We start from the raw sequence: 19,145 nt of genomic DNA, 5'->3' as shown, positions 1-19,145 counted from the left end.
TGTCAAAACTGCTTTTTCGTTTACTCCATCATCGATTCTAACCTAAAGAATTTGTATAATTGAAAAAATGAAAAACGCATAGACAACTGTGTCTATTAGTGAAAATACGACATTTCTCGCTTTGTGTCGTGTTATTTGCAGATAACAGATTCTATATTTGATGATGAAAGGAGGAGTTGAGGTGGACCAAGTAAAAATCGGGAATTTTTTAAAAAAACTTCGCAAAGAAAAAGGCATTACACAGGAGCAGTTGGCAGAAATATTAAATGTCTCTGGAAGGACCGTATCCAGATGGGAAACCGGAAACAATATGCCGGATATCAGTATTCTTGTGGATATTGCAGATTATTATGATATCAGCATTCCTGAGATTATCAGTGGAGAAAGGAAAAGCGAGATGATGAACGAAGAAGAAAGAAAAATTGCTAAAACAATGTCAGATTATGCAACTACAGAGAAAGAGAAGATTTTTAAGGAAATGAAGCTCCAAAGTGTCATGGGAGTTTGTGCATTGGTTCTATACTGGATTCTGCATGAAACAGGTGCATATATGTATAATGATGTGTTAGGAAAGCTTGCCGGCTATTGTGAGACCTTGGTATCTGTGTCAGTCATAATGATAGCAGCATTTACGACAGGATCTTTAAGCAAGGTGCGGAGCAAGAGTAGGAAAGTTTTTGTGTTCGAAAATTTCCCAAAACCTATGCAATTAGTTGTAACTGCAGTTGTTGCCTTTGGTGGAGCTGCTGTGATCAAGCTGGTACTGGTGTATTTTTTCGGCTTATAAGTATTTTCAAATTCGTATTACATACTATGAAAAAGAACTTTTTGACATTCTTACAGATGCGTGATAATATGCTTATAGAAAAAAGAGTGCTACCGATAGACGGTTAGTCCGTTTTACTATTTAGAATATCTATCAAAAATAACCGCTTAGTTTGCAGACTGGGCGGTTATTTTTGTGGTTTATGATTATCCTTGCCTAATGTATATCCGATACAAAAGCAGGTTAGGCCGAAGCTCACTACTGCTATGAAGTCAACAATACTCATTGGCTTAGTTCTTCTTTCCAGTGGATTCCCTTTTGGGTTTCTATGTAATCAGAGGGTCACAGGTCTCCGTTTCACTTCGGTCGTTGCAAAACGAGTGCCAGTGGCACTCTGCAACCCTCTGTTGAAGGACTAACCGCCTACCGTTATGGTGGCACCCATATTCTGATTATAACCGCCTGAAACTGTCGGCGCAATATGAAGTTGACAGATGAGAGTAGGGCAACTGTAGAAAAGAATCTTTTCGACCAGGGATTCCGGTGCCAAAACGGTGCCAAGAAATCAGGCAAATAAAAATAGATGGTGCAAATCAGCCGTTTTTCACTGTATTTTGGATAGAAAACCATAAAAAATATGAGGTAAAACGGGATTAAAGTATCGCGAGGGTGGACGTACTGTAGGATCAGGACGTGTTGCTACAGTTATCGAGTAACCGTTAATTAGTATAACATCCTAATTTAATATATATTGAGTACCGCAAGGTACATTGTGTCCAAACGTAAGATACCCCGGAACCGTAAGGCTTCCGGGGTATTTTTACGAAAAATATTCATAAAATTTCTGTTTTATGGATTCAAGAAATACCAGAATTCATGCCCCTGGCATACGATATATCTTTCCAGCCATTCATTAAAAGGGATATTAAAACGATCAGTATCTGGAGCTGGATAGCATAGGTAATCGTCTCTGCCTTCTGATACAGCCTGAAGATCCATGGTTATATCGCCGATGTCCTGTAAGCAAAGAACAGGAAGATGATATGTAAACTCCGGATCAGATAAAATAGGCGTACTATTCCAAGATTCCTTTTCTTTGAGCGCTCTTTTTAAAGAATAAATGGTACAGCTGACTAAAGAACTGCCTTCCTCTCCGCAAAAAAGTTCCATGCCATTTGAGCAGGATAAAAAAGCTTTGTATGAGGCAGGAAGTTTCATATTGGGAAAATATTTTTCAAACAGCTGAAATTCTTCAGGTGTTACAGGAGGGTTAAATTTATGAGTTACTTTTATAGGTTCATCGCCTAAATGCCACTGATAGACCCATCCATTATTTTCCATTTCATATTTTAGATTGTTGAAAATTCTGTAGATTGCACGGATGTCTTCCATTACATATATGCTCCTTGATCGATGTGATATTGTAAAGATTCATATGTCTGCTTTATTTGATAACGGAGAGTAATTATAGCATGCTTAAAAGTTTTTTCAATGCTTTTTTGTGCAGAATTTACCAAAACCCTCTCGATTTTACACCACGTTAATGCTATACTTATACAGTTGTTTAACGTTTTAAAGCAAAAAATAAAAGCGAAAATACAGGAAAGAAGATAGAAAATGAAGATCGTTGTATGTATGAAGCAGGTACCGGCAACTTCCAAGGTTGATATCGATCCGGAAACCGGTGCCATGAAACGTATGTCCGGTGAGACAAGGACTAATCCATATGATCTGTTTGCACTGGAAACAGCCCTTGCGATCCGGGAAAAAACAGGCGGAACTGTAACCGTTCTTACTATGGGACCGCCTCAGGCGGAAGAGATGATTCGGGATGCTTATACCATGGGTGCTGATGAGGGCGTGATCCTTTCAGACCGAAAATTTGCGGGAGCGGATGTTCTGGCAACCTCTTATGCGTTAGCACAGGGAATCCAGGTGATCGGCGGTGCAGATCTGATCATCTGCGGAAGACAGACCACAGATGGTGACACAGCCCAGGTTGGACCGGCCATTGCAGAGCATCTGACCATCCCACATGCTGCATGGGTAGCTGAGATCATGGACGTCAATGAAAAAAGCATTCAGGTCCGTCAGGATCTTGTCAGTGTTTCCCAGGTTTCCGAGATTCCGTATCCATGTCTTTTAACCATTGACAAGGATACCTGCGTGCCACGTCTGCCATCCTATTTATTAAAGAAGGCAACTTCAGACCGTCCGGTACGGATCTTAAGCTTTGAAGATATGCCGGATCAGGATCTGAGCCGTTACGGACTGATCGGTTCCCCCACCTCTGTGGAAAAAATGTTTGCGCCGGAGGAAAGTGAAAAACAGGTTTATCTGGAAGGAACTGCAAAGGAAAAGGCAGACAAGCTTGTTGCTCTCCTGACCGGAAAGAAGATCATATAGGGGGAAGCGGAACATGGAATTTTTAAAATTTGATATAAACAAATGCGTACTCTGCGGAGTATGCGTGGAGAAATGTCCTTTTGGGGCCCTTACCATAGAGGGAAATGGAATTGTTGTAGGCGATGCCTGTCGTATGTGTGGGCTTTGCGTTCGTAACTGCCCGGAGAAAGCTATCCGGTTTGAGCAGAAGGCGAAATCCTTTGACAAGGATAAATGGAAAAACTTTCTTATCTATGTGGAGCAGGAGAGAGGAGAGATCCATCCGGTTACCTTTGAGCTGATCGGAGAAGCAAGAAAGATGGCTGTCAAAGTCGGTTATCAGGTTAACTGTGTGATCGTCGGAGGAAAAGGAACAAAGGAAAATGCGGAAAAGCTTCTGCCGTATGGCGTAGACAATGTGTACGTATATGAGCATGAAGGCTTCGAAGGCTTCCGCGCAGACTGTTATACAGACGCAGTTGCAGACTGTATCGCAGCAAACAAACCAAGCTCTGTGCTGATCGGAGCTACTGCGCTGGGGCGTTCCCTTGCACCGAGGCTTTCCACCAGATTCCATACGGGACTGACTGCAGACTGCACAACTCTGGATATCCGTTCCAACACCGATATGATCCAGATCAGACCGGCTTTCGGCGGAAATATCATGGCTCAGATCGGCATCACCAAATCAAGGCCACAGTTTGCCACGGTCCGTTATAAGGTTATGGACAAGGCAGAAAAAGTAAAAAATCCGCATGGTCAGGTGGTTGTATGTCCGGTAAATGAAAAAATGGCAGATTCCAGGATCAAGATTCTGTCATCCAGGGTCATTGATAAGGTAAAGAGCCTTGAGGAAGAGGATGTTCTGGTAGTAGCAGGCCGTGGTGTCCGGAATGAAAAGGATGTGGAAATGTGCCGGGAACTGGCAGATGCCCTTGGCGGACAGCTTGCCTTCACCCGTCCTATGGTAGAAAACGGATTCGGAGATGTTGCACATCAGATCGGACTTTCCGGAAGAACTGTCCGTCCGAAGCTGATCATCACCTGCGGCGTATCCGGTGCCATCCAGTTTACTTCCTGCATGACAGGATCTGACTGTATCGTAGCGATCAACAATGATCCGGAGGCACAGATCTTTAATGTTGCAGATTACTGCATCGTGGATGATCTGTATCAGGTTGTACCGGAGCTGACAGAGCTGATAAAGAATCGGAAGGAGGATTAAGTCATGGCATATCCCTACAAAAAAATGACTTCAGAAGATTTTGACTACATCCGTTCTGTGACTGCTTCAGATCGTGTATGGGTCGGCGATGAGATCGCAAAAGAATATTATCGTGATGAGATGCCGGAGTACGGAGTTTTTCCTCCGGAGCTTTATGTGGAGGTTTTAAATAAAGAAGAGATCTCAGCCATCATGGCTTACGCATATAAAGAAAATATCCCGGTGGTATGCCGTGGCGCAGGAACCGGACTTGCAGGCGGAGCAACCTGCAAATATGGTGGAATCATGCTTTCTGTGATGCGCATGAACAAGATCTTTCCGATCGACAGAAAGAACCAGACCATCACAGCGGAGCCGGGAGCACTTCTCATCGATATCCAGGCGGCAGCAGCGGCAGGCGGACTTTTTTATCCGCCGGACCCGGGCGAAAAAACAGCTTCCATTGGCGGCAATGTTATCACAAATGCCGGTGGCATGAAAGCGGTACGATATGGACTGACCAGGGATTTCGTCCGTTGTATCGAGGCAGTTATGCCGGATGGTTCCATCATGAATTTTTCATCCAACGTTGTGAAGAACACAACGGGATATGATGTAAAAGATCTGGTGATCGGCTCGGAGGGAACCTTATGTATTCTGACTCAGGTAACGCTGAAGCTTCTTCCCGCACCGACCTGCACCTGTACCCTTGTAATGCCGTTCAGGAGTCTTGAGGAATGTGCAGACATGGTCCCGAAGGTTCTGGAGCTGCCGTTTGTGCCAACAGCCATCGAGTTTCTGGAAAGAGAACTGATCGATATCGTAGAACGCAATCTAAACAAAATGTTCCCGGTAAAACAGGGCGAAGCGGTTCTGATCGTTATGTATGATGCTTCCAGTAAACAGGAGCTGGACAGCGCAGTGGAGGCAGCAGCGGAAGCAGCTCTGGCAAACGGAGCGCTGGACTGCTGTATCGCAGGAACGCCGGAGCGTGCCGGAGCTGTATGGAGTGTCCGGGGCGGGATCCTGGAAGGAATGAAAGCAGATTCTGTCGCACAGGAGGAGTGTGACGTAGTTGTTCCGCGTGCAAGGATCGCAGAGTATGTAAAAGCAGCCAAAAAGATCGCAAGTGCACATGGTATCCGTGTAGAGCCCTGCGGACATTGCGGAGATGGAAATATCCATACAGAGATGCTCCGTGGACCGGAAATGAGTGACCAGGAGTGGAAGGAAGCCACTCACGCAAGTCTGGTAGAGCTTTATGCACTGTCCAAGGAACTGGGCGGACAGCTTTCCGGTGAGCATGGCATCGGAAACGGACGTCTGGAATTCCTGGAAGAATTTGCGGGACCGAGAATGATCGCTCTTTATAAAGCCATCAAGCTGGCTTTCGATGATAAACTGATCCTGAATCCGGGAAAAGTCATCGAATATAATAAATAAAAAATGGGGGAAAGAGAGATGAGTCAGAATAAATCATTACAAAGTAAAATGCCTCTGGCTATGGGACTTGCGTTCGTCGCATTTACCACACAGTTCGGAGGCGGATTCGCATCAGGAGCGCAGATCTATCAGTACTTTATCAACTACGGTATCTGGTGTCTGATCCTGCCGGCAGTGACACAGGGATTGTATGCACTGTTTTTCTGGTATGGAATGCGCTATGCTTATAAACACAAAACCTACGATTACAGAAGCTTTTCCGACAGTCTTTACGGAAAAACGAAACCGGTTATGTCCAATCTCTATGAGATCTGTTACCTGATCATGATCGGAACTGCATCTGCAGCAGCCTTTGCAACCGGCGGTTCCACACTGCAGACACTGTTTGGGATCCCATACTGGCTCTGTACACTGATCATTGCAGCATTTATCTTTGTGATCGCACTTTTCGGAACCAATGTTGTAAGAAAATGTGCTTCTACATTAAGTGTGCTGATCATCATCGGTCTTGTACTGGTACTTGTTCCGAATATCATTGCACAGTGGGGAGATATCACAGCTTCCATCCATACTATGTCCTCCGGAGAAATGACTGTACTTTCCTCCGAGAGCGGAGCCTTTGGACCGGCCCTCTATTCAGCAGTCCTTTATTTCTTCTTCCAGCTGGCATCTGTTTCTGTTATGTACCAGCACATGGAGGATGTAACGGACGAAAAACAGATCAACAAAGCAGCGATCTGGATGTTTGTATGCAATTTCTGTGCAATGGAGCTTTCCATCCTCGGACTTCTTGCCATTGCATATGTAAGTGAACTGGCATCTGCATCGGTACCGATGCTGGTACTGGTCCAGAACGGTGTGGGCGCCGGTATCCTGACACCGATCATTTCTCTGCTGATCATCCTTGGAGCTATCTCCACAGCAGTAAATATGATCTCCGGTATTGTGACCCGCTGCGTAAATGCAGTGGAGCGCCGTATGGACAGCCCGGCAAAAAAAGCGCAGGGACACCTTGGAAGAAATGCAGTTTTTACAGCGATCTTTACATTCCTGGCATTTGCCATCGCACAGTTCGGTCTGATGACAGTTGTTAAAAAGGGATATGCATACCTTGGATATGCGGCGTTTATTACATTGTTTGTACCGTTTGTTGTACATGCCGTTGCGACAAAGGGAAAAGAGATCTGAAGAATAAAAAGCTGAACAGAAAATCCCCCGTTGATCCGTATGGCAGGATCATCAGGGGATTTTGTCAAAGTTCACAAAAATATTATAAATATTTTATTAAATATTCCAGATAGACAACATATATTTTTTCTGATACTATTACGTACAGTTATTAAATAGTTACGAATCAGAAGGATTGTTACTGAAATATTTATTTATCGTCAGGCAAGACCTTATAGTAGTATAGGAATAGGTTTTCTATATACTGTAATGGTCTTTTTTTATTTGTTTGGCATCGGGGGAACAGGACTATGGTTATCCATAAGATTTTGAATAATAATCTGATACTGTCCAGGGATGGACAGGGACATGAAGTTATTGTAAAGGGCTGCGGAATTGCCTTTCAGAAAAAGAAAGGACAGCAAGTGGAGGAGTCCAGGATCGAGAAGATCTTTACTGCGGAAAATGCCCAGATCAGCAAGGAGATACAGGGTTATCTGACTGCTATTCCGGAAAAATATCTGGATTTTGTGGAAGCTTTTGTAAATGAAGTGAAGGAAAAAGAGGGGATGAAATTAAATGACAGTATTTATTTTTCCCTTAGCGACCATATCATGGGTGCGATCTCCAGACTTGAAAACGGGATCCGCCTTCAGAATATGCTGCTTCTGGATATCAAGCAGCTTTATCATAAGGAATATGAGATCGGCTTGGAATTACTGAAAAAGGTAAATGAGATGTTCGAGGTAGATCTTTCTGCAGATGAAGCAGGATTTTTTGCATTGCATTTTGTGAATGCGGAAGATGGCGGCAAGACGGACAGCTATCAGATTTCCATTATCGTACATCAGATCCTGGACATCGTGGAGAAGTATTATGACAATATGGAATTTCAGGAGGATAATCTGTATTATCAGCGGTTTCTCACGCATCTGAAATATTTTGCCCAGAGATTCCTTCATAAAGAGCTTCACTATGATGAGAATCAGGAGCTTTTCAAGATCATCAAGGAGCAGTACAGAGAAGCTTACGGCTGTGTAAAAATGATCTATCTTATGATGGAAGAGGAATATAAATACGCTATGACTGAGGACGAAATGCTGTATCTGACGATTCATATCCAGAAGATCACAGAAGACCATAAACGTCTGAAAAATCTGTGAAAAGAGATTGTTTTATAAATTAGGTGTTAATGGATTGTTACTGAAATACGTGCCATGTGCGTATCTTTTCAGGCAAGACCTTTAATATAAATTTCAATATTTATTATTAAAGGAGGTCCCCAAATGAAAAAGGACTATGCAAAAACTGCAGACACACTGATTGCAGCGCTGGGCGGAAAAGATAATATCACCCGTCTGTTCCACTGCATGACAAGGCTTCGTTTCTATGTGAAAGACAGATCGAAGATCAACGAGAAAGAGATCTTAAAGCTTTCTGAGATCTCCGGCGTTAACTGGCATGAAGATCAGTTCCAGGTTATCGCAGGAAACGAAGTAAACGCTGTTTACAAGGCATTGGAAGACAAAGGCGTTCCTACCGATGATGCACCGGCAGCGAACTCTGACAGCTCAAAGAGTGTTGTTTCAAAAGTTATCGATGCCATCACCGGATGTATGACCCCGATGATCCCTGCCCTGACTGCAGCCGGTATGATCAAAGTTGTACTTACCCTGCTGACAACTTTTCATCTGGTATCAGAAACAAGCAGTACCTACCAGGTGATCAGTTTTATCGGAGATGTTACTTTCTACTTCATGCCGTTCCTGATCGCAGCAAATGCTGCCAAGGTTTTCCGCGTGAACCAGTCACTGGCGCTGTTTATTGCCGGTGTTTACTTAAGCCCTACCTTTGTAACTATGGTAGCTGGTGATGCGGCCATCACACTGTTTGGTCTGCCGATCACAAAAGCAACTTATTCTTATTCCGTTATTCCGGTTATCCTGATGGTATGGATCACACATTATATTGAGATTCTGGTTGATAAGATCACACCGAAAATGGTAAAACTGATCCTGAACCCGACACTGGTAATTCTGATCAGTGCACCGATCGCCCTGATCGTAGTTGGACCGATCGGAACAATTATTGGTAACGGACTTGCGGTAGCCATCAACTTCCTGTCCGTAAAACTTGGTTTCATTATTGTAGGTATCCTTGCAGCAACCTTCCCGTTCATCGTTATGACCGGTATGCACCATGCGCTGACACCGATCGGACTGAATGCCATTGCAACCGGTGGTACCGATACACTGATCTTTGTATCTCAGGTATGCTCTAACCTTGCACAGTCCGGAGCTTCTCTTGCAGTAGCTGTAAGATCCAAGGACAGCAACATGAAACAGCTGGCAAGTGCAGCAGGTGTTTCCGCTCTTATGGGTATCACAGAGCCTGCTCTGTATGGTGTTACACTGAAACTGAAAAGACCGGTTGTAGCAGCTTCTATCGCGGCCGGAATCGGTGGTATCGTAGGAGGACTTCTTCAGGTTTCTCTTTACATTGCACAGAATTGTATCATGGCGATCCCGGCGTTTATCGGCGAGAAGGGATTAATCAATCTGATTTATGGAATCATTATGATCGTGGTATCTTTTGTAGCTGCTTTTGTTCTTACGCTTATCTTCGGATTTGAGGATGTAAAGGCTGAGACAGAGGATGAAGTACAGAACACAGATACAGAAAAACAGCCGGCACAGCAGAACGCTCCGCTTGTAGATAAGATCGAGCTTTGTGCACCGGTAGCAGGAACTGTAAAAGCACTTTCCGATGTTCCGGATAAAACTTTTGCGGATAAGGTTTTAGGTGACGGAGCAGCAATCGTTCCATCAGAAGGAAAGGTTTATGCACCGGCAGATGGTACGGTGGCAAATATCATGGACAGCAAACATGGAATCATGTTTGTGACAGAAAGTGGAGCAGAAATTCTGATCCACATCGGACTTGATACTGTAAATTTAAATGGTAAATATTTTAAATCCCATGTTTCTGATGGAGATAAGGTAAAAAAAGGAAAGCTTCTTGTGGAATTCGATATGGATGCCATTAAGAAAGAAGGATATGATCTGATCACACCGGTTGTTGTGACCAATATTTCTGATTATATCAAAGCAGTATGCATGGAAAAAGAAGATGCAGCTGTAAATGCAGGAGATAAATTCCTGACTATTGTATAAGAATAACAACGAAACATCAGGCGGAGATAACAGATCCGCCTGATGTTTGTAAAAAGGAGAAAATTAAAATATGAAAAATTATAACCGTATGCCGGAAAACTTTCTCTGGGGCGGAGCAACCGCTGCAAACCAGTATGAAGGCGGTTGGGATGAGGATGGCAGAGGCCCGTCCATTGCAGATATCCTGACAGGAGGAAGTGTGGATAAGGAACGTCGTCTTACACCGCCGGCACCGTTACCGGAAGAATTTTATCCCAATCACCAGGCGACTGATTTTTATCATCACTGGAAAGAGGATATTGCTCTTTTTGCAGAGATGGGATTTAAGGTATATCGTTTTTCTATTTCTTGGTCCAGAGTGTTCCCAAATGGGGATGAGGAAACTCCAAATGAGGAAGGCCTTAAGTTCTACGACAATGTGATCGACGAACTGAGAAAATATAACATTGAGCCGCTGATAACGATCTCTCATTATGAGAATCCCCTTCATCTTTCTCTGGAGTATGGCGGATGGAAAAATCGTAAGATGATCGATTTCTATCTTCGATTTGCAAAGGTTTTATTTGAGAGATATAAAGGTAAGGTAAAATACTGGCTGACTTTTAATGAGATCAATATGCTGACGCAGGACTTTGGTGCGGTATTCTGTGCAGGAATGCTGGACCCGAAGGATGTATGTGAGCAGAGCCGTTATCAGGCAATGCATCACCAGCTGGTAGCAAGTGCACTTGCAGTTTCCATGGCTCATGAGATCGATCCGGAGTTTATGCTTGGCTGTATGCTTGCTTATCACAATGGTTATCCATATACTTGCCATCCGGATGATATCTTATATGCACAGCAGTTTGGGCAGATCCACAATTCCATTGCCGGTGATGTTCATGTAAGAGGATATTATCCGGGATTTGCAGCGAGATACTTTGAGGAGCACGGAATCCAGCTGGAGGTTCTTCAGGAGGATAAAGAGATCCTCAAGAAGGGTACGGTGGACTTTTTCACCATCAGCTATTATTCCAGTAGCTGTGTCAGCGTGACAAAGGACGGAGAGAAAACGTCCGGAAATGGAAGTGACAATCTGAAAAATCCATATCTGAAAGCTTCCGACTGGGGCTGGCAGATCGATGCAACTGGTCTTCGCTATGTTCTGAACCAGATCTATGACCGCTATCAGATTCCGATCATGATCGTGGAAAATGGTCTTGGGGCGGTGGATCAGCTGACAGAGGATGGAAAGATTCACGATGATTACCGTATTGAATATATGCGCCGCCATATAGAGCAGATGAAGGAAGCAATCCATGACGGAGTAGATCTGATCGGCTACACCTGCTGGGGCTGTACAGATCTTGTCAGTGCCTCCACTGGAGAATTCAAGAAGCGTTATGGTCTTATCTATGTAAATAAAAATGATGACGGGACCGGAGACTTTTCCAGAATCCGCAAAGATTCTTTTTACTGGTACAAAAAAGTGATTGAATCCTGCGGGGAAGAGCTTTAACTGAATCAACTGCGAAGCAGTTATCTGGTGTAGAATTATGTAGCGAATGCGGTTGCTTTTATCCGGTTGACGACAAAATCCTGGAGTATGACAATGTACTCCGGGATTTTTTTGGAAGGTTGACTTTTACACGGTAAAGTGTAATACTTATTGTAAGTGACGAATGTGAGGAGTGTTTTTTATGCCGGATGAAAAAGTACTGCAGGTAGCGATACTTATATGGGGATGTGTATTTTGTGCCATAGCTGCATTATGTATATTTCTGAGCAGTAATTATGACAGGGAAAAGCGTCGGTATCTTATCCTAATGGAGAGTTTTGCTTCCCTGTTATTGCTGATGGATGCCATGGTGTATATTTTCAACGGATATCCCGGAGTTCCGGGCAGTGTGATGGTCCGTATCTCGAGTTTTCTCGTATTCCTTTTAAGTGACGTAGTCCTGCTGTGTTTTCACATTTATGTGTGTGTTTATCTGTTTTCGAAGAGGGAGCGGAGAACATTAAAAAGAGTAAAAGCCGGATATGTTATTGCTGCCGCAGGGGCTGTTTTTGTGGTGATCTCGCAGTTTACTCACTGGTATTATTACATAGATGTGGATAATTATTACCATCGGGCACCGTTATATATTATGTCAATTCTTCTTTCGGCAGCAGGCTTGCTCATTGATCTTACGCTTCTGCTCCAGTACAAAAAGAGAGTCAGCAGGAAGCTCCTGTTCTCTATGCTGTCATGCATTGTACTTCCGGCAGTGGCGGCAGCTGTGCAGGCATTCAGGTATGGAATGTCGCTGATCGATTTTTCTGTTGGTATTTCCATGATCATTATGTTTATCGTGACGATGACGGAGCTGAATCAGGAAATGTATCAGCTGATAAGCAGAGAGGGCAAGATAAAGGAAAGACTTGAGATCGCAACGATACTGAATAAATGCATTGCTGAGTTGATATCAGGAGAAGATGAAGATGCGTCGATCTCCAATCTGCTGCGTATTATCAGTGGGTATTTTGACGGAGATCGCAGTTATATTGTTCAGATCGATGAAAAGAGGAATGTCTGTACAAATACCTATGAGTATGCCATGAACGGAGTGACTGCTGAGAAGGATAATCTTCAGGAGGTTCCCATGGAAATGCTGGATATCTGGATGGACAGCTTTCGGAAAAATGGCCTGTATTATATTCCGGATATTGAGGAGGAGCAGGGGCAGCCGTATTATGAGACTCTGAAGATGCAGGACATTACCAGGCTGCTGGCCGTTCCTTTAAACAGTGACGGAAAGATCATAGGATTTCTCGGGGTAGATAATCCGAGACTGCATTATGAGGATCATACGCTGCTGTCATCTATACAGTACTTTTTAACGGACAGCCTGAAAGCCAAGGAGCGTAAGGCGTGTCTGCAGTACATGAGCTACCGTGATATGCTGACGACCTTGTATAACAGGAACGGGTATATTCAGGTTCTGGAAGGCATGCAGGCAAAAACAGTGATAAAAACAGGCGTAGCATCATATATTGATATCAATGGTCTGAAACGGGTGAATGATCTTTACGGACATGAGGCCGGAGACAGGCTGATCATAAACACAGCGCGTTCCATGCTTGCGATTCTGCCGGAAAATGCTTACCGGGTAGGTGGCGATGAATTTGTACTCATCTGTTTTGATATGGATGAGAAGATTTTTCGGAGTAAGGTTCGGGATATCTGTGACAGCATTGCTGCCAAAAGGATCAGTGTTTCTGTTGGCGTTGTTTGGGAGGAAAGCTCTTCGGAGCTTGAGACAATGCTGAGAAGAGCAGATGATCTTATGTATGCGGAAAAAAAGAAATATTATGAAAAGCATGGAAGGATGTGAAGGTATGTAGCAGAGTGTAAGAGGAGGTCAGAAGAAAATTCTGATAATGCTGTGCCCGGTATTTTTATACCGGGCATTTCGTTTGTGCTAAAAGAAACGCCGGAATAAAAATATCGGACGAAATTTTGAAAGATTTTCTGTAACGTTTTTGAGATCAGTGCGTCTTATAAGTGAGAAGGGAGGAAAGAGAAAAACCGATGAACATAGAGGAACTTTACCGGACATATTGTGACATTGTATATCGGTATATCCGTTCTATCTCACAGGATGGATCGCTGGCTGAGGAAGTGACACAGGAGACATTTTTTAAAGCGCTGAAAAAAGCAGATCAGTTCCGGGGTGACTGTGATGTGCGTGTGTGGCTCTGCCAGATCGCAAAGAATACGTTGTACGATCATCTGAAAAAACAGGAGAAGCAACTTCTAGGGGATGAGAAGTTGGAAAAAATAGAAAGCGCTGGCGGAGAGCTTCTGGAGGAAAAGCTGGCGCAGCGGAGCCAGGCTATGGAAATCCACAAGGTTCTGCATAGACTTTCGGAACCGTACAAAGAAGTTTTTTCCCTGCGGACATTCGGAGAGCTGAACTTCCGTGAGATTGGAATGCTTTTTGGAAAAAGTGAAAACTGGGCGCGGGTGACTTATTATCGTGCAAGAGTAAAGATCAGAGAGGAGCTGGAACATGAAGATCACATGTGATGTAATACAGGATCTGATGCCGTCTTATATAGATGGGATCTTAAGCGAAGACAGCAAGGCGCTGGTGGAAGAACATATGGGTACCTGTCAGGAATGCAGAAAAATGTTGGAGATCATGAAAGAGGAGCAGGGAAAAGAGCAGGCTCGGATAAAATCATCTGCAGCCTCCACAGCAGGATATGGAGCCGGCAGGACGGAAAATACTGAAAGTAATGCAAATGCCGGAAGCGTTGCCGCACTGAAAAAAATTCGAAAAAAACTTCTGGTACGCAGAGTTCTGACAGCAACCGTGGCAGTTATCCTGACACTCATCGTTGCGGCAGCAGGTTATAACCACTGGTATTTCAATGAAAAATACATGACTCTGGAAGACAGCGGAATGTACGTAAAAGACAACTGCCTGTATTCTTCCAATAATCTCATCAACCGAATGAAAGTACAATACACAGAAGATGGAAAAACAGAGTTTGTCTACGCCATTGACGCACCCTATGCAGGAACTCTGGAACTGAAAGGTAATGATATGCTGCTTCAGGATTTTTCCAAAAAGACAGAGGAGCTATCACCGGAGGATGACAGCACCCCGGAGACGGTAAAAGAAGTTTATTATATGAGCGAGGAAGCCCAAAAGAAGAGCCTGGAATTAACGGAGCTGGAAGCAAAAGGGGATCTGGATGCAGCGGAGAAAATTGTGGATGAGATGAAGCAGGAATCGAAGCTGATCTGGGCGGAATAACAGGATAGAAAAACATCAACATCTATGTTAAAATAAACCTCAGACAGCACTGGGAAAAAGTTCCATAAAAATTCCATATTCCATGCTGTAAGTAAAAAACAGACAGTAGTGATTTCCATATTTACTGCCGAAGAACAGGGGGACACAACATGTTATTTGTATGCTATCCAAAATGCAGTACCTGCAAAAAAGCTCAGAAATGGCTGGACGAGAGTGGCGCAGAATATACGCTGCGTGATATTAAAACGGACAATCCAACAGCGGAGGAACTGAAAACCTGGTGGGAAAAAAGCGGTCTTCCGCTGAAGCGTTTCTTCAATACCAGTGGAAATATTTATAAAGAGATGAAACTGAAAGATAAACTTCCGGAGATGAATGAGGAAGAGCAGCTTGCGCTTCTTGCAACAGACGGGATGCTTGTGAAACGACCAATCCTTGTTGGGAAAGACAAGGTGCTGGTGGGCGCTAAAGAAAAAGAATGGGAAGAGTATCTGAAATCATGAAAAAGAAACTGAATTATGCGGATATCGTTAAGGAAACCGTGATCCTCACCGTGGCAGTGGCGATCATTGCAGCGGCGGTATATTTTTTCCTAGTGCCAAGCCATACGTCGGTCAGCAGTATTTCCGGTCTTGGAATCGTGCTTTCCAACTTTGTGCCGCTGCAGCTGTCGGCGATTACCATGATCCTGAATGTGGTATTGCTGATCATTGGATTTTTTACCTGTGGAAGAGAGTTTGGAGTTAAGACGGTTTATACCAGTGTAATGCTGCCGTTGTTTCTGGGATTGTTTGAGATCATTTTTCCAAATTTCGGTTCCATGACAGACAGCCAGGAACTGGATGTTCTGTGTTATATTCTGGTAGTGAGTGTGGGACTTAGCATTCTTTTTAACCGGAATGCATCCTCAGGCGGACTGGATATCGTGGCGAAGATCATGAATAAGTATCTCCACATGGAACTTGGAAAAGCCATGTCTCTTTCCGGTATGTGCGTGGCACTTTCCGCGGCGCTTGTGTATGATAAAAAGACGGTGGTCTTAAGTATTCTGGGAACGTATTTTAACGGAATCGTTCTGGATCATTTTATTTTTGACAATAATATCAAGCGGCGTGTCTGCATCATCACGAAAAAGGAAGAGGAGCTGAGGCAGTTTATCATCCATGACCTGCACAGCGGAGCCACGATCTATGAGGCCATCGGAGCCTATAACATGGAAAAACGCCGTGAGATCATCACCATCGTAGATAAAGGTGAATATCAGAAGCTGATGAAGTTTATAAACCAGGAGGACCCGAAAGCGTTTATTACGGTTTATAATGTATCGAATATGCGGTATCAGCCGAAGAAATAAGAATATTTTGCTGGAATAAAAAAACTCCCGGGACAAAACGCCCGGGAATTTTTTTGCCATATTTTACAGGAAAATATATTTCAGGATAAACAGCACTGCCAGTACATACATCAGAGCGCTGATCTTCTTTTCTTTTGCCTTACCTGTGATCAGGTTGATGGCTACGTATGTGATGATTCCCATGGAGATACCTTCGGAAATGCTGTAGAAGAACGGCATTGCGATGATACATACATAACATGGGATCGCCTCGGACATATCGCTGAAATCAATGCTGATAACATTGCTGAGCATGTACAGACCGACGATCACCAGAGCCGGAGCTGTGGCAAAGGACGGGATCGCCAGGAAGATCGGAGACAGGAACAGGGACAGGCCAAATAAGATGGCAGTTGTCACTGCGGTAAGTCCGGTTCTTCCGCCTTCGGATACACCGGAAGCACTCTCTACGAAGGTAGTGGTTGTGGATGTACCAAGAACTGCACCGGCAGTTGTTGCAACTGCATCTGCAAGAAGTGCGCCCTTGATGTTAGGAAGCTTGCCATTTTCATCCAGCATGCCTGCTTTAGAAGAGACACCAACGAGAGTTCCAAGAGTATCAAAAAGATCTACAAATAAAAATGCAAACAGGATAACAAGGAAATCCAGTGAGAAAACTCCGTCAAACTGCAGCTTCGCAAAGATCGGAGCAAGGCTCGGGATAGAGAGTCCGTTGCTGAAATCCGGGAGCAGGCTGTAGAAGCCGATCTCCGGGTTCGGAACATAAAGTCCGGCGAACTGACAGATGATTCCAAGTCCCCATGTGATCAGGATACCCCAGAGGATGTTTCCCTTTACATTCTTAACAACCAGGATTCCAGTTACGATGATACCGATCAGAGCCAGGATAACGGTGATTCCCACATTGTTGAAGGAAGCCTCTACACCCTTGGCTGCGTTGTAGCCATCTACAGAGAAAAGCTGCAGCAGAGTGGAGCCGCCGATCACGATATTGGCATTCTGTAATCCTACAAATGCAATGAAAAGACCGATACCAACACTGACTGCGGATTTCAGGTTCAGAGGGATCGCATTGAAGATCGCTTCACGTACATTGGTAAGTGAAAGAACGATAAATACGATACCTTCTGCAAAAACTGCAGTCAGTGCATACTGCCAGCTGTATCCCATACCGATAACAACTGTATAGGCAAAGTATGCGTTCAGACCCATTCCGGGTGCCAGTGCAAACGGGTAGTTGGCGAAGATTGCCATCAGCAGCGTTCCCAGGAAGGCTGCCAGTGCGGTAGCTGTGAATACAGCTCCGGAATCCATGCCGGTTGCGGACAGGATGTTCGGGTTAACTGCCAGGATATACGCCATTGTCATGAAGGTGGTGATACCTGCCAGAACCTCTGTTTTGGCGTCCGTTTTATTTGCGGACAGCTTGAAGATTTTTTCTAACATATTTCTTTCCCTTTCTTAAATATGTTTTTGGACAACATGTCTATTTTATCATATAAAAATTTCGTATGCAATCATTAGTGCTTAACAGATATTGTTATGTAAGGTAATTTTTTGCAAAATACTTTTACAAGCAGGTAATTTGTGTGTAAAATACAGAAAAGAGAGTATTCGATTTACAGACGGGTTTATTTTGCAATGAAAGGGGGATGGATAATGTCTGAGAAAAAACTGCGGAATATTACAGATGTGCTCTGCTTTTTGATGATCCTTGGGTACGTGATGTATCTTGTGGCCACCTGGGGAAATCTGCCGGAGAGGGTGCCGATCCATTTTAATGCGCATGGGATCCCGGACCGGTATGGAAAGAAGGGCAGCCTTCTTCTGGAGCCGATTTTGGGGCTGCTGATCCTGGCACTTCTGATGTTCTGTCAGAGATTTCCACAGTGGTGGAACTATCCAGTTGAGGTGACAGAGGAAAACAGAGAGCATATCTTTGAGATTGCGTCAAAAATGATGTCTGTGATCAAGCTGTTATCCATTGGAGTATGTCTTTATGCCGGGATCAGCGGGAATCTGGGAACGGCACCTATGTGGCCGGTGTGGATACTGATCACAGGGATTTTCGTGACATTGATCCTGGGGATCCGGGGGATATATAAGGCTGGTAAAGAAACTGGCATGGATGAGGATGATAAATCGTGAAGCGGTCGTGTTTGTGATCATATAGCAGAGTGGAAGGGAAATGTTCGATTTATTGTACTGAATATGGGAACCAGCGAAAGCGGATCGCGAATATCCGCTTGGTGAAATTATAATAAAAACAGGAAAGGAATCTCAGGAGGATATGGCAGATACAAGAACAGATGAGCTTTACAGAGCGCTTCAGGATAAGGGCTATCCCGATGAGCTGTGCCGGGAAATCGCCTATAAACATATGAATACCGATTACACAGCTACACGGATGCTGGGATATTTATACAGGGTGACAAGTCCCAGAGTGGAGGATGTGATCGATGAGATGCTGGCGATCTTAAGTGATAGGGAAGCCATCGTCCGGAAGAAAGAGCTGGAGCACGCCCAGGCTACGATCAACAGCGTGTATCGGGAGGGTTTGTAACGGAAATCCCGGAGCTTTGCCAGTGCTGGCGGATCAGAAGCTTCATCCTTTAAGGAAAATCAGGAGATCATGGCTCTGGAGCATCATCTCCTTCCGCAGAAATTCATCATTGATAACTACATCAATATGAACGCACACTTTAATTTTATCCGTTTCTTTTAAACAGTATTGTTATTACGGTAGTGATTACTCTGATCGTAATTTATGCAAGTAATTGAAGATGGACAAAATAGTAATTGTATTAACTAATGAACTATAGTATAATACAAATATGAACACAACATATAAATCAAACAACAATGTCGT

Annotated in this window: 17 protein-coding genes; 15 read left to right on the top strand and 2 right to left on the bottom strand. The window is 44.0% G+C overall.

What is annotated here, in order from left to right; all coding sequences use genetic code 11:
* Nucleotides 1-160: 160 nt before the first annotated feature.
* On the top strand, nt 161-787 hold the full coding sequence (locus tag NE671_RS15215) for a helix-turn-helix domain-containing protein (protein WP_059086634.1): 627 nt from the start codon (nt 161-163) through the stop codon (nt 785-787).
* A gap of 828 nt (nt 788-1,615) precedes the next feature.
* On the opposite strand, the gene NE671_RS15210 is transcribed toward NE671_RS15215, so the two are convergent.
* Nucleotides 1,616-2,158: an SMI1/KNR4 family protein gene (locus tag NE671_RS15210; RefSeq protein WP_015526348.1), complete on the bottom strand. Its 543-nt coding sequence runs from the start codon at nt 2,156-2,158 to the stop codon at nt 1,616-1,618.
* A gap of 225 nt (nt 2,159-2,383) precedes the next feature.
* Here NE671_RS15210 and NE671_RS15205 point away from each other — a divergent pair, with 225 nt between their 5' ends.
* The 12 genes from NE671_RS15205 to NE671_RS15150 all read left to right on the top strand — a co-directional run bounded on the left by NE671_RS15205 (nt 2,384) and on the right by NE671_RS15150 (nt 16,276).
* Nucleotides 2,384-3,172, top strand: coding sequence for an electron transfer flavoprotein subunit beta/FixA family protein (locus NE671_RS15205; RefSeq protein ID WP_021650628.1), 789 nt, complete (start codon nt 2,384-2,386; stop codon nt 3,170-3,172).
* Nucleotides 3,173-3,185: 13 nt separating this feature from the next.
* The gene (locus NE671_RS15200) at nt 3,186-4,376 is read left to right on the top strand and encodes an electron transfer flavoprotein subunit alpha (protein WP_092072303.1); all 1,191 of its coding nucleotides are present in this window, start codon (nt 3,186-3,188) and stop codon (nt 4,374-4,376) included.
* 3 nt (nt 4,377-4,379) lie between these two features.
* The gene (locus NE671_RS15195; RefSeq protein ID WP_021976221.1) at nt 4,380-5,798 is read left to right on the top strand and encodes an FAD-binding oxidoreductase; all 1,419 of its coding nucleotides are present in this window, start codon (nt 4,380-4,382) and stop codon (nt 5,796-5,798) included.
* Between the two features lie 18 nt (nt 5,799-5,816).
* Nucleotides 5,817-6,986: a YkvI family membrane protein gene (locus NE671_RS15190; protein ID WP_092072300.1), complete on the top strand. Its 1,170-nt coding sequence runs from the start codon at nt 5,817-5,819 to the stop codon at nt 6,984-6,986.
* A 290-nt stretch (nt 6,987-7,276) separates the two neighbouring features.
* On the top strand, nt 7,277-8,128 hold the full coding sequence (gene licT, locus NE671_RS15185) for a BglG family transcription antiterminator LicT (RefSeq protein WP_059086637.1): 852 nt from the start codon (nt 7,277-7,279) through the stop codon (nt 8,126-8,128).
* A 123-nt stretch (nt 8,129-8,251) separates the two neighbouring features.
* Entirely contained in the window at nt 8,252-10,138 is a 1,887-nt protein-coding gene (locus NE671_RS15180) for a beta-glucoside-specific PTS transporter subunit IIABC (RefSeq protein ID WP_021650624.1), read from the top strand.
* 70 nt (nt 10,139-10,208) lie between these two features.
* The gene (locus tag NE671_RS15175; RefSeq protein ID WP_173740138.1) at nt 10,209-11,636 is read left to right on the top strand and encodes a glycoside hydrolase family 1 protein; all 1,428 of its coding nucleotides are present in this window, start codon (nt 10,209-10,211) and stop codon (nt 11,634-11,636) included.
* A 181-nt stretch (nt 11,637-11,817) separates the two neighbouring features.
* Entirely contained in the window at nt 11,818-13,491 is a 1,674-nt protein-coding gene (locus NE671_RS15170; protein WP_256164138.1) for a sensor domain-containing diguanylate cyclase, read from the top strand.
* A gap of 197 nt (nt 13,492-13,688) precedes the next feature.
* A complete protein-coding gene (locus tag NE671_RS15165; RefSeq protein WP_256164137.1) occupies nt 13,689-14,186 on the top strand; it encodes an RNA polymerase sigma factor in 498 nt (165 codons plus the stop codon).
* Nucleotides 14,170-14,922: a zf-HC2 domain-containing protein gene (locus NE671_RS15160; protein WP_256164135.1), complete on the top strand. Its 753-nt coding sequence runs from the start codon at nt 14,170-14,172 to the stop codon at nt 14,920-14,922. The genes NE671_RS15165 and NE671_RS15160 overlap by 17 nt, the downstream gene beginning before the upstream one ends.
* A gap of 149 nt (nt 14,923-15,071) precedes the next feature.
* Nucleotides 15,072-15,425, top strand: coding sequence for an arsenate reductase family protein (locus NE671_RS15155; protein ID WP_256164133.1), 354 nt, complete (start codon nt 15,072-15,074; stop codon nt 15,423-15,425).
* Complete coding sequence (locus NE671_RS15150; RefSeq protein ID WP_015526335.1) at nt 15,422-16,276, top strand: YitT family protein; 855 nt, start codon at nt 15,422-15,424, stop codon at nt 16,274-16,276. The genes NE671_RS15155 and NE671_RS15150 overlap by 4 nt, the downstream gene beginning before the upstream one ends.
* 63 nt (nt 16,277-16,339) lie before the next feature.
* Here the strand turns inward: NE671_RS15150 and NE671_RS15145 are convergent, their stop codons facing one another.
* The gene (locus NE671_RS15145; protein WP_015526334.1) at nt 16,340-17,722 is read right to left on the bottom strand and encodes an NCS2 family permease; all 1,383 of its coding nucleotides are present in this window, start codon (nt 17,720-17,722) and stop codon (nt 16,340-16,342) included.
* A 213-nt stretch (nt 17,723-17,935) separates the two neighbouring features.
* On the opposite strand from NE671_RS15145, the gene NE671_RS15140 reads away from it, so the two are divergent.
* Together NE671_RS15140 and NE671_RS15135 are read left to right on the top strand one after the other, a co-directional pair.
* The gene (locus tag NE671_RS15140; protein WP_173740140.1) at nt 17,936-18,424 is read left to right on the top strand and encodes a DUF1648 domain-containing protein; all 489 of its coding nucleotides are present in this window, start codon (nt 17,936-17,938) and stop codon (nt 18,422-18,424) included.
* Between the two features lie 142 nt (nt 18,425-18,566).
* The gene (locus tag NE671_RS15135; protein WP_059086966.1) at nt 18,567-18,839 is read left to right on the top strand and encodes a hypothetical protein; all 273 of its coding nucleotides are present in this window, start codon (nt 18,567-18,569) and stop codon (nt 18,837-18,839) included.
* Nucleotides 18,840-19,145 lie beyond the last annotated feature (306 nt).

The sequence above is a fragment of the Blautia sp. DFI.9.10 genome, assembly GCF_024461705.1.
Taxonomy (GTDB): Bacteria; Bacillota; Clostridia; order Lachnospirales; family Lachnospiraceae; genus Blautia_A; species Blautia_A fusiformis.
The sequence above is the reverse complement of the archived record's forward strand: the minus strand, read 5'-3'. Positions and strand labels throughout refer to the sequence as shown.

Coding starts and splice junctions, on each gene's coding strand:
- NE671_RS15215 (WP_059086634.1), top strand. CDS start 161: ATGATGAAAGGAGGAGTTGAGGTGGACCAAGTAAAAATCGGGAATTTT.
- NE671_RS15210 (WP_015526348.1), bottom strand. CDS start 2,158: ATGGAAGACATCCGTGCAATCTACAGAATTTTCAACAATCTAAAATAT.
- NE671_RS15205 (WP_021650628.1), top strand. CDS start 2,384: ATGAAGATCGTTGTATGTATGAAGCAGGTACCGGCAACTTCCAAGGTT.
- NE671_RS15200 (WP_092072303.1), top strand. CDS start 3,186: ATGGAATTTTTAAAATTTGATATAAACAAATGCGTACTCTGCGGAGTA.
- NE671_RS15195 (WP_021976221.1), top strand. CDS start 4,380: ATGGCATATCCCTACAAAAAAATGACTTCAGAAGATTTTGACTACATC.
- NE671_RS15190 (WP_092072300.1), top strand. CDS start 5,817: ATGAGTCAGAATAAATCATTACAAAGTAAAATGCCTCTGGCTATGGGA.
- licT (WP_059086637.1), top strand. CDS start 7,277: ATGGTTATCCATAAGATTTTGAATAATAATCTGATACTGTCCAGGGAT.
- NE671_RS15180 (WP_021650624.1), top strand. CDS start 8,252: ATGAAAAAGGACTATGCAAAAACTGCAGACACACTGATTGCAGCGCTG.
- NE671_RS15175 (WP_173740138.1), top strand. CDS start 10,209: ATGAAAAATTATAACCGTATGCCGGAAAACTTTCTCTGGGGCGGAGCA.
- NE671_RS15170 (WP_256164138.1), top strand. CDS start 11,818: ATGCCGGATGAAAAAGTACTGCAGGTAGCGATACTTATATGGGGATGT.
- NE671_RS15165 (WP_256164137.1), top strand. CDS start 13,689: ATGAACATAGAGGAACTTTACCGGACATATTGTGACATTGTATATCGG.
- NE671_RS15160 (WP_256164135.1), top strand. CDS start 14,170: ATGAAGATCACATGTGATGTAATACAGGATCTGATGCCGTCTTATATA.
- NE671_RS15155 (WP_256164133.1), top strand. CDS start 15,072: ATGTTATTTGTATGCTATCCAAAATGCAGTACCTGCAAAAAAGCTCAG.
- NE671_RS15150 (WP_015526335.1), top strand. CDS start 15,422: ATGAAAAAGAAACTGAATTATGCGGATATCGTTAAGGAAACCGTGATC.
- NE671_RS15145 (WP_015526334.1), bottom strand. CDS start 17,722: ATGTTAGAAAAAATCTTCAAGCTGTCCGCAAATAAAACGGACGCCAAA.
- NE671_RS15140 (WP_173740140.1), top strand. CDS start 17,936: ATGTCTGAGAAAAAACTGCGGAATATTACAGATGTGCTCTGCTTTTTG.
- NE671_RS15135 (WP_059086966.1), top strand. CDS start 18,567: ATGGCAGATACAAGAACAGATGAGCTTTACAGAGCGCTTCAGGATAAG.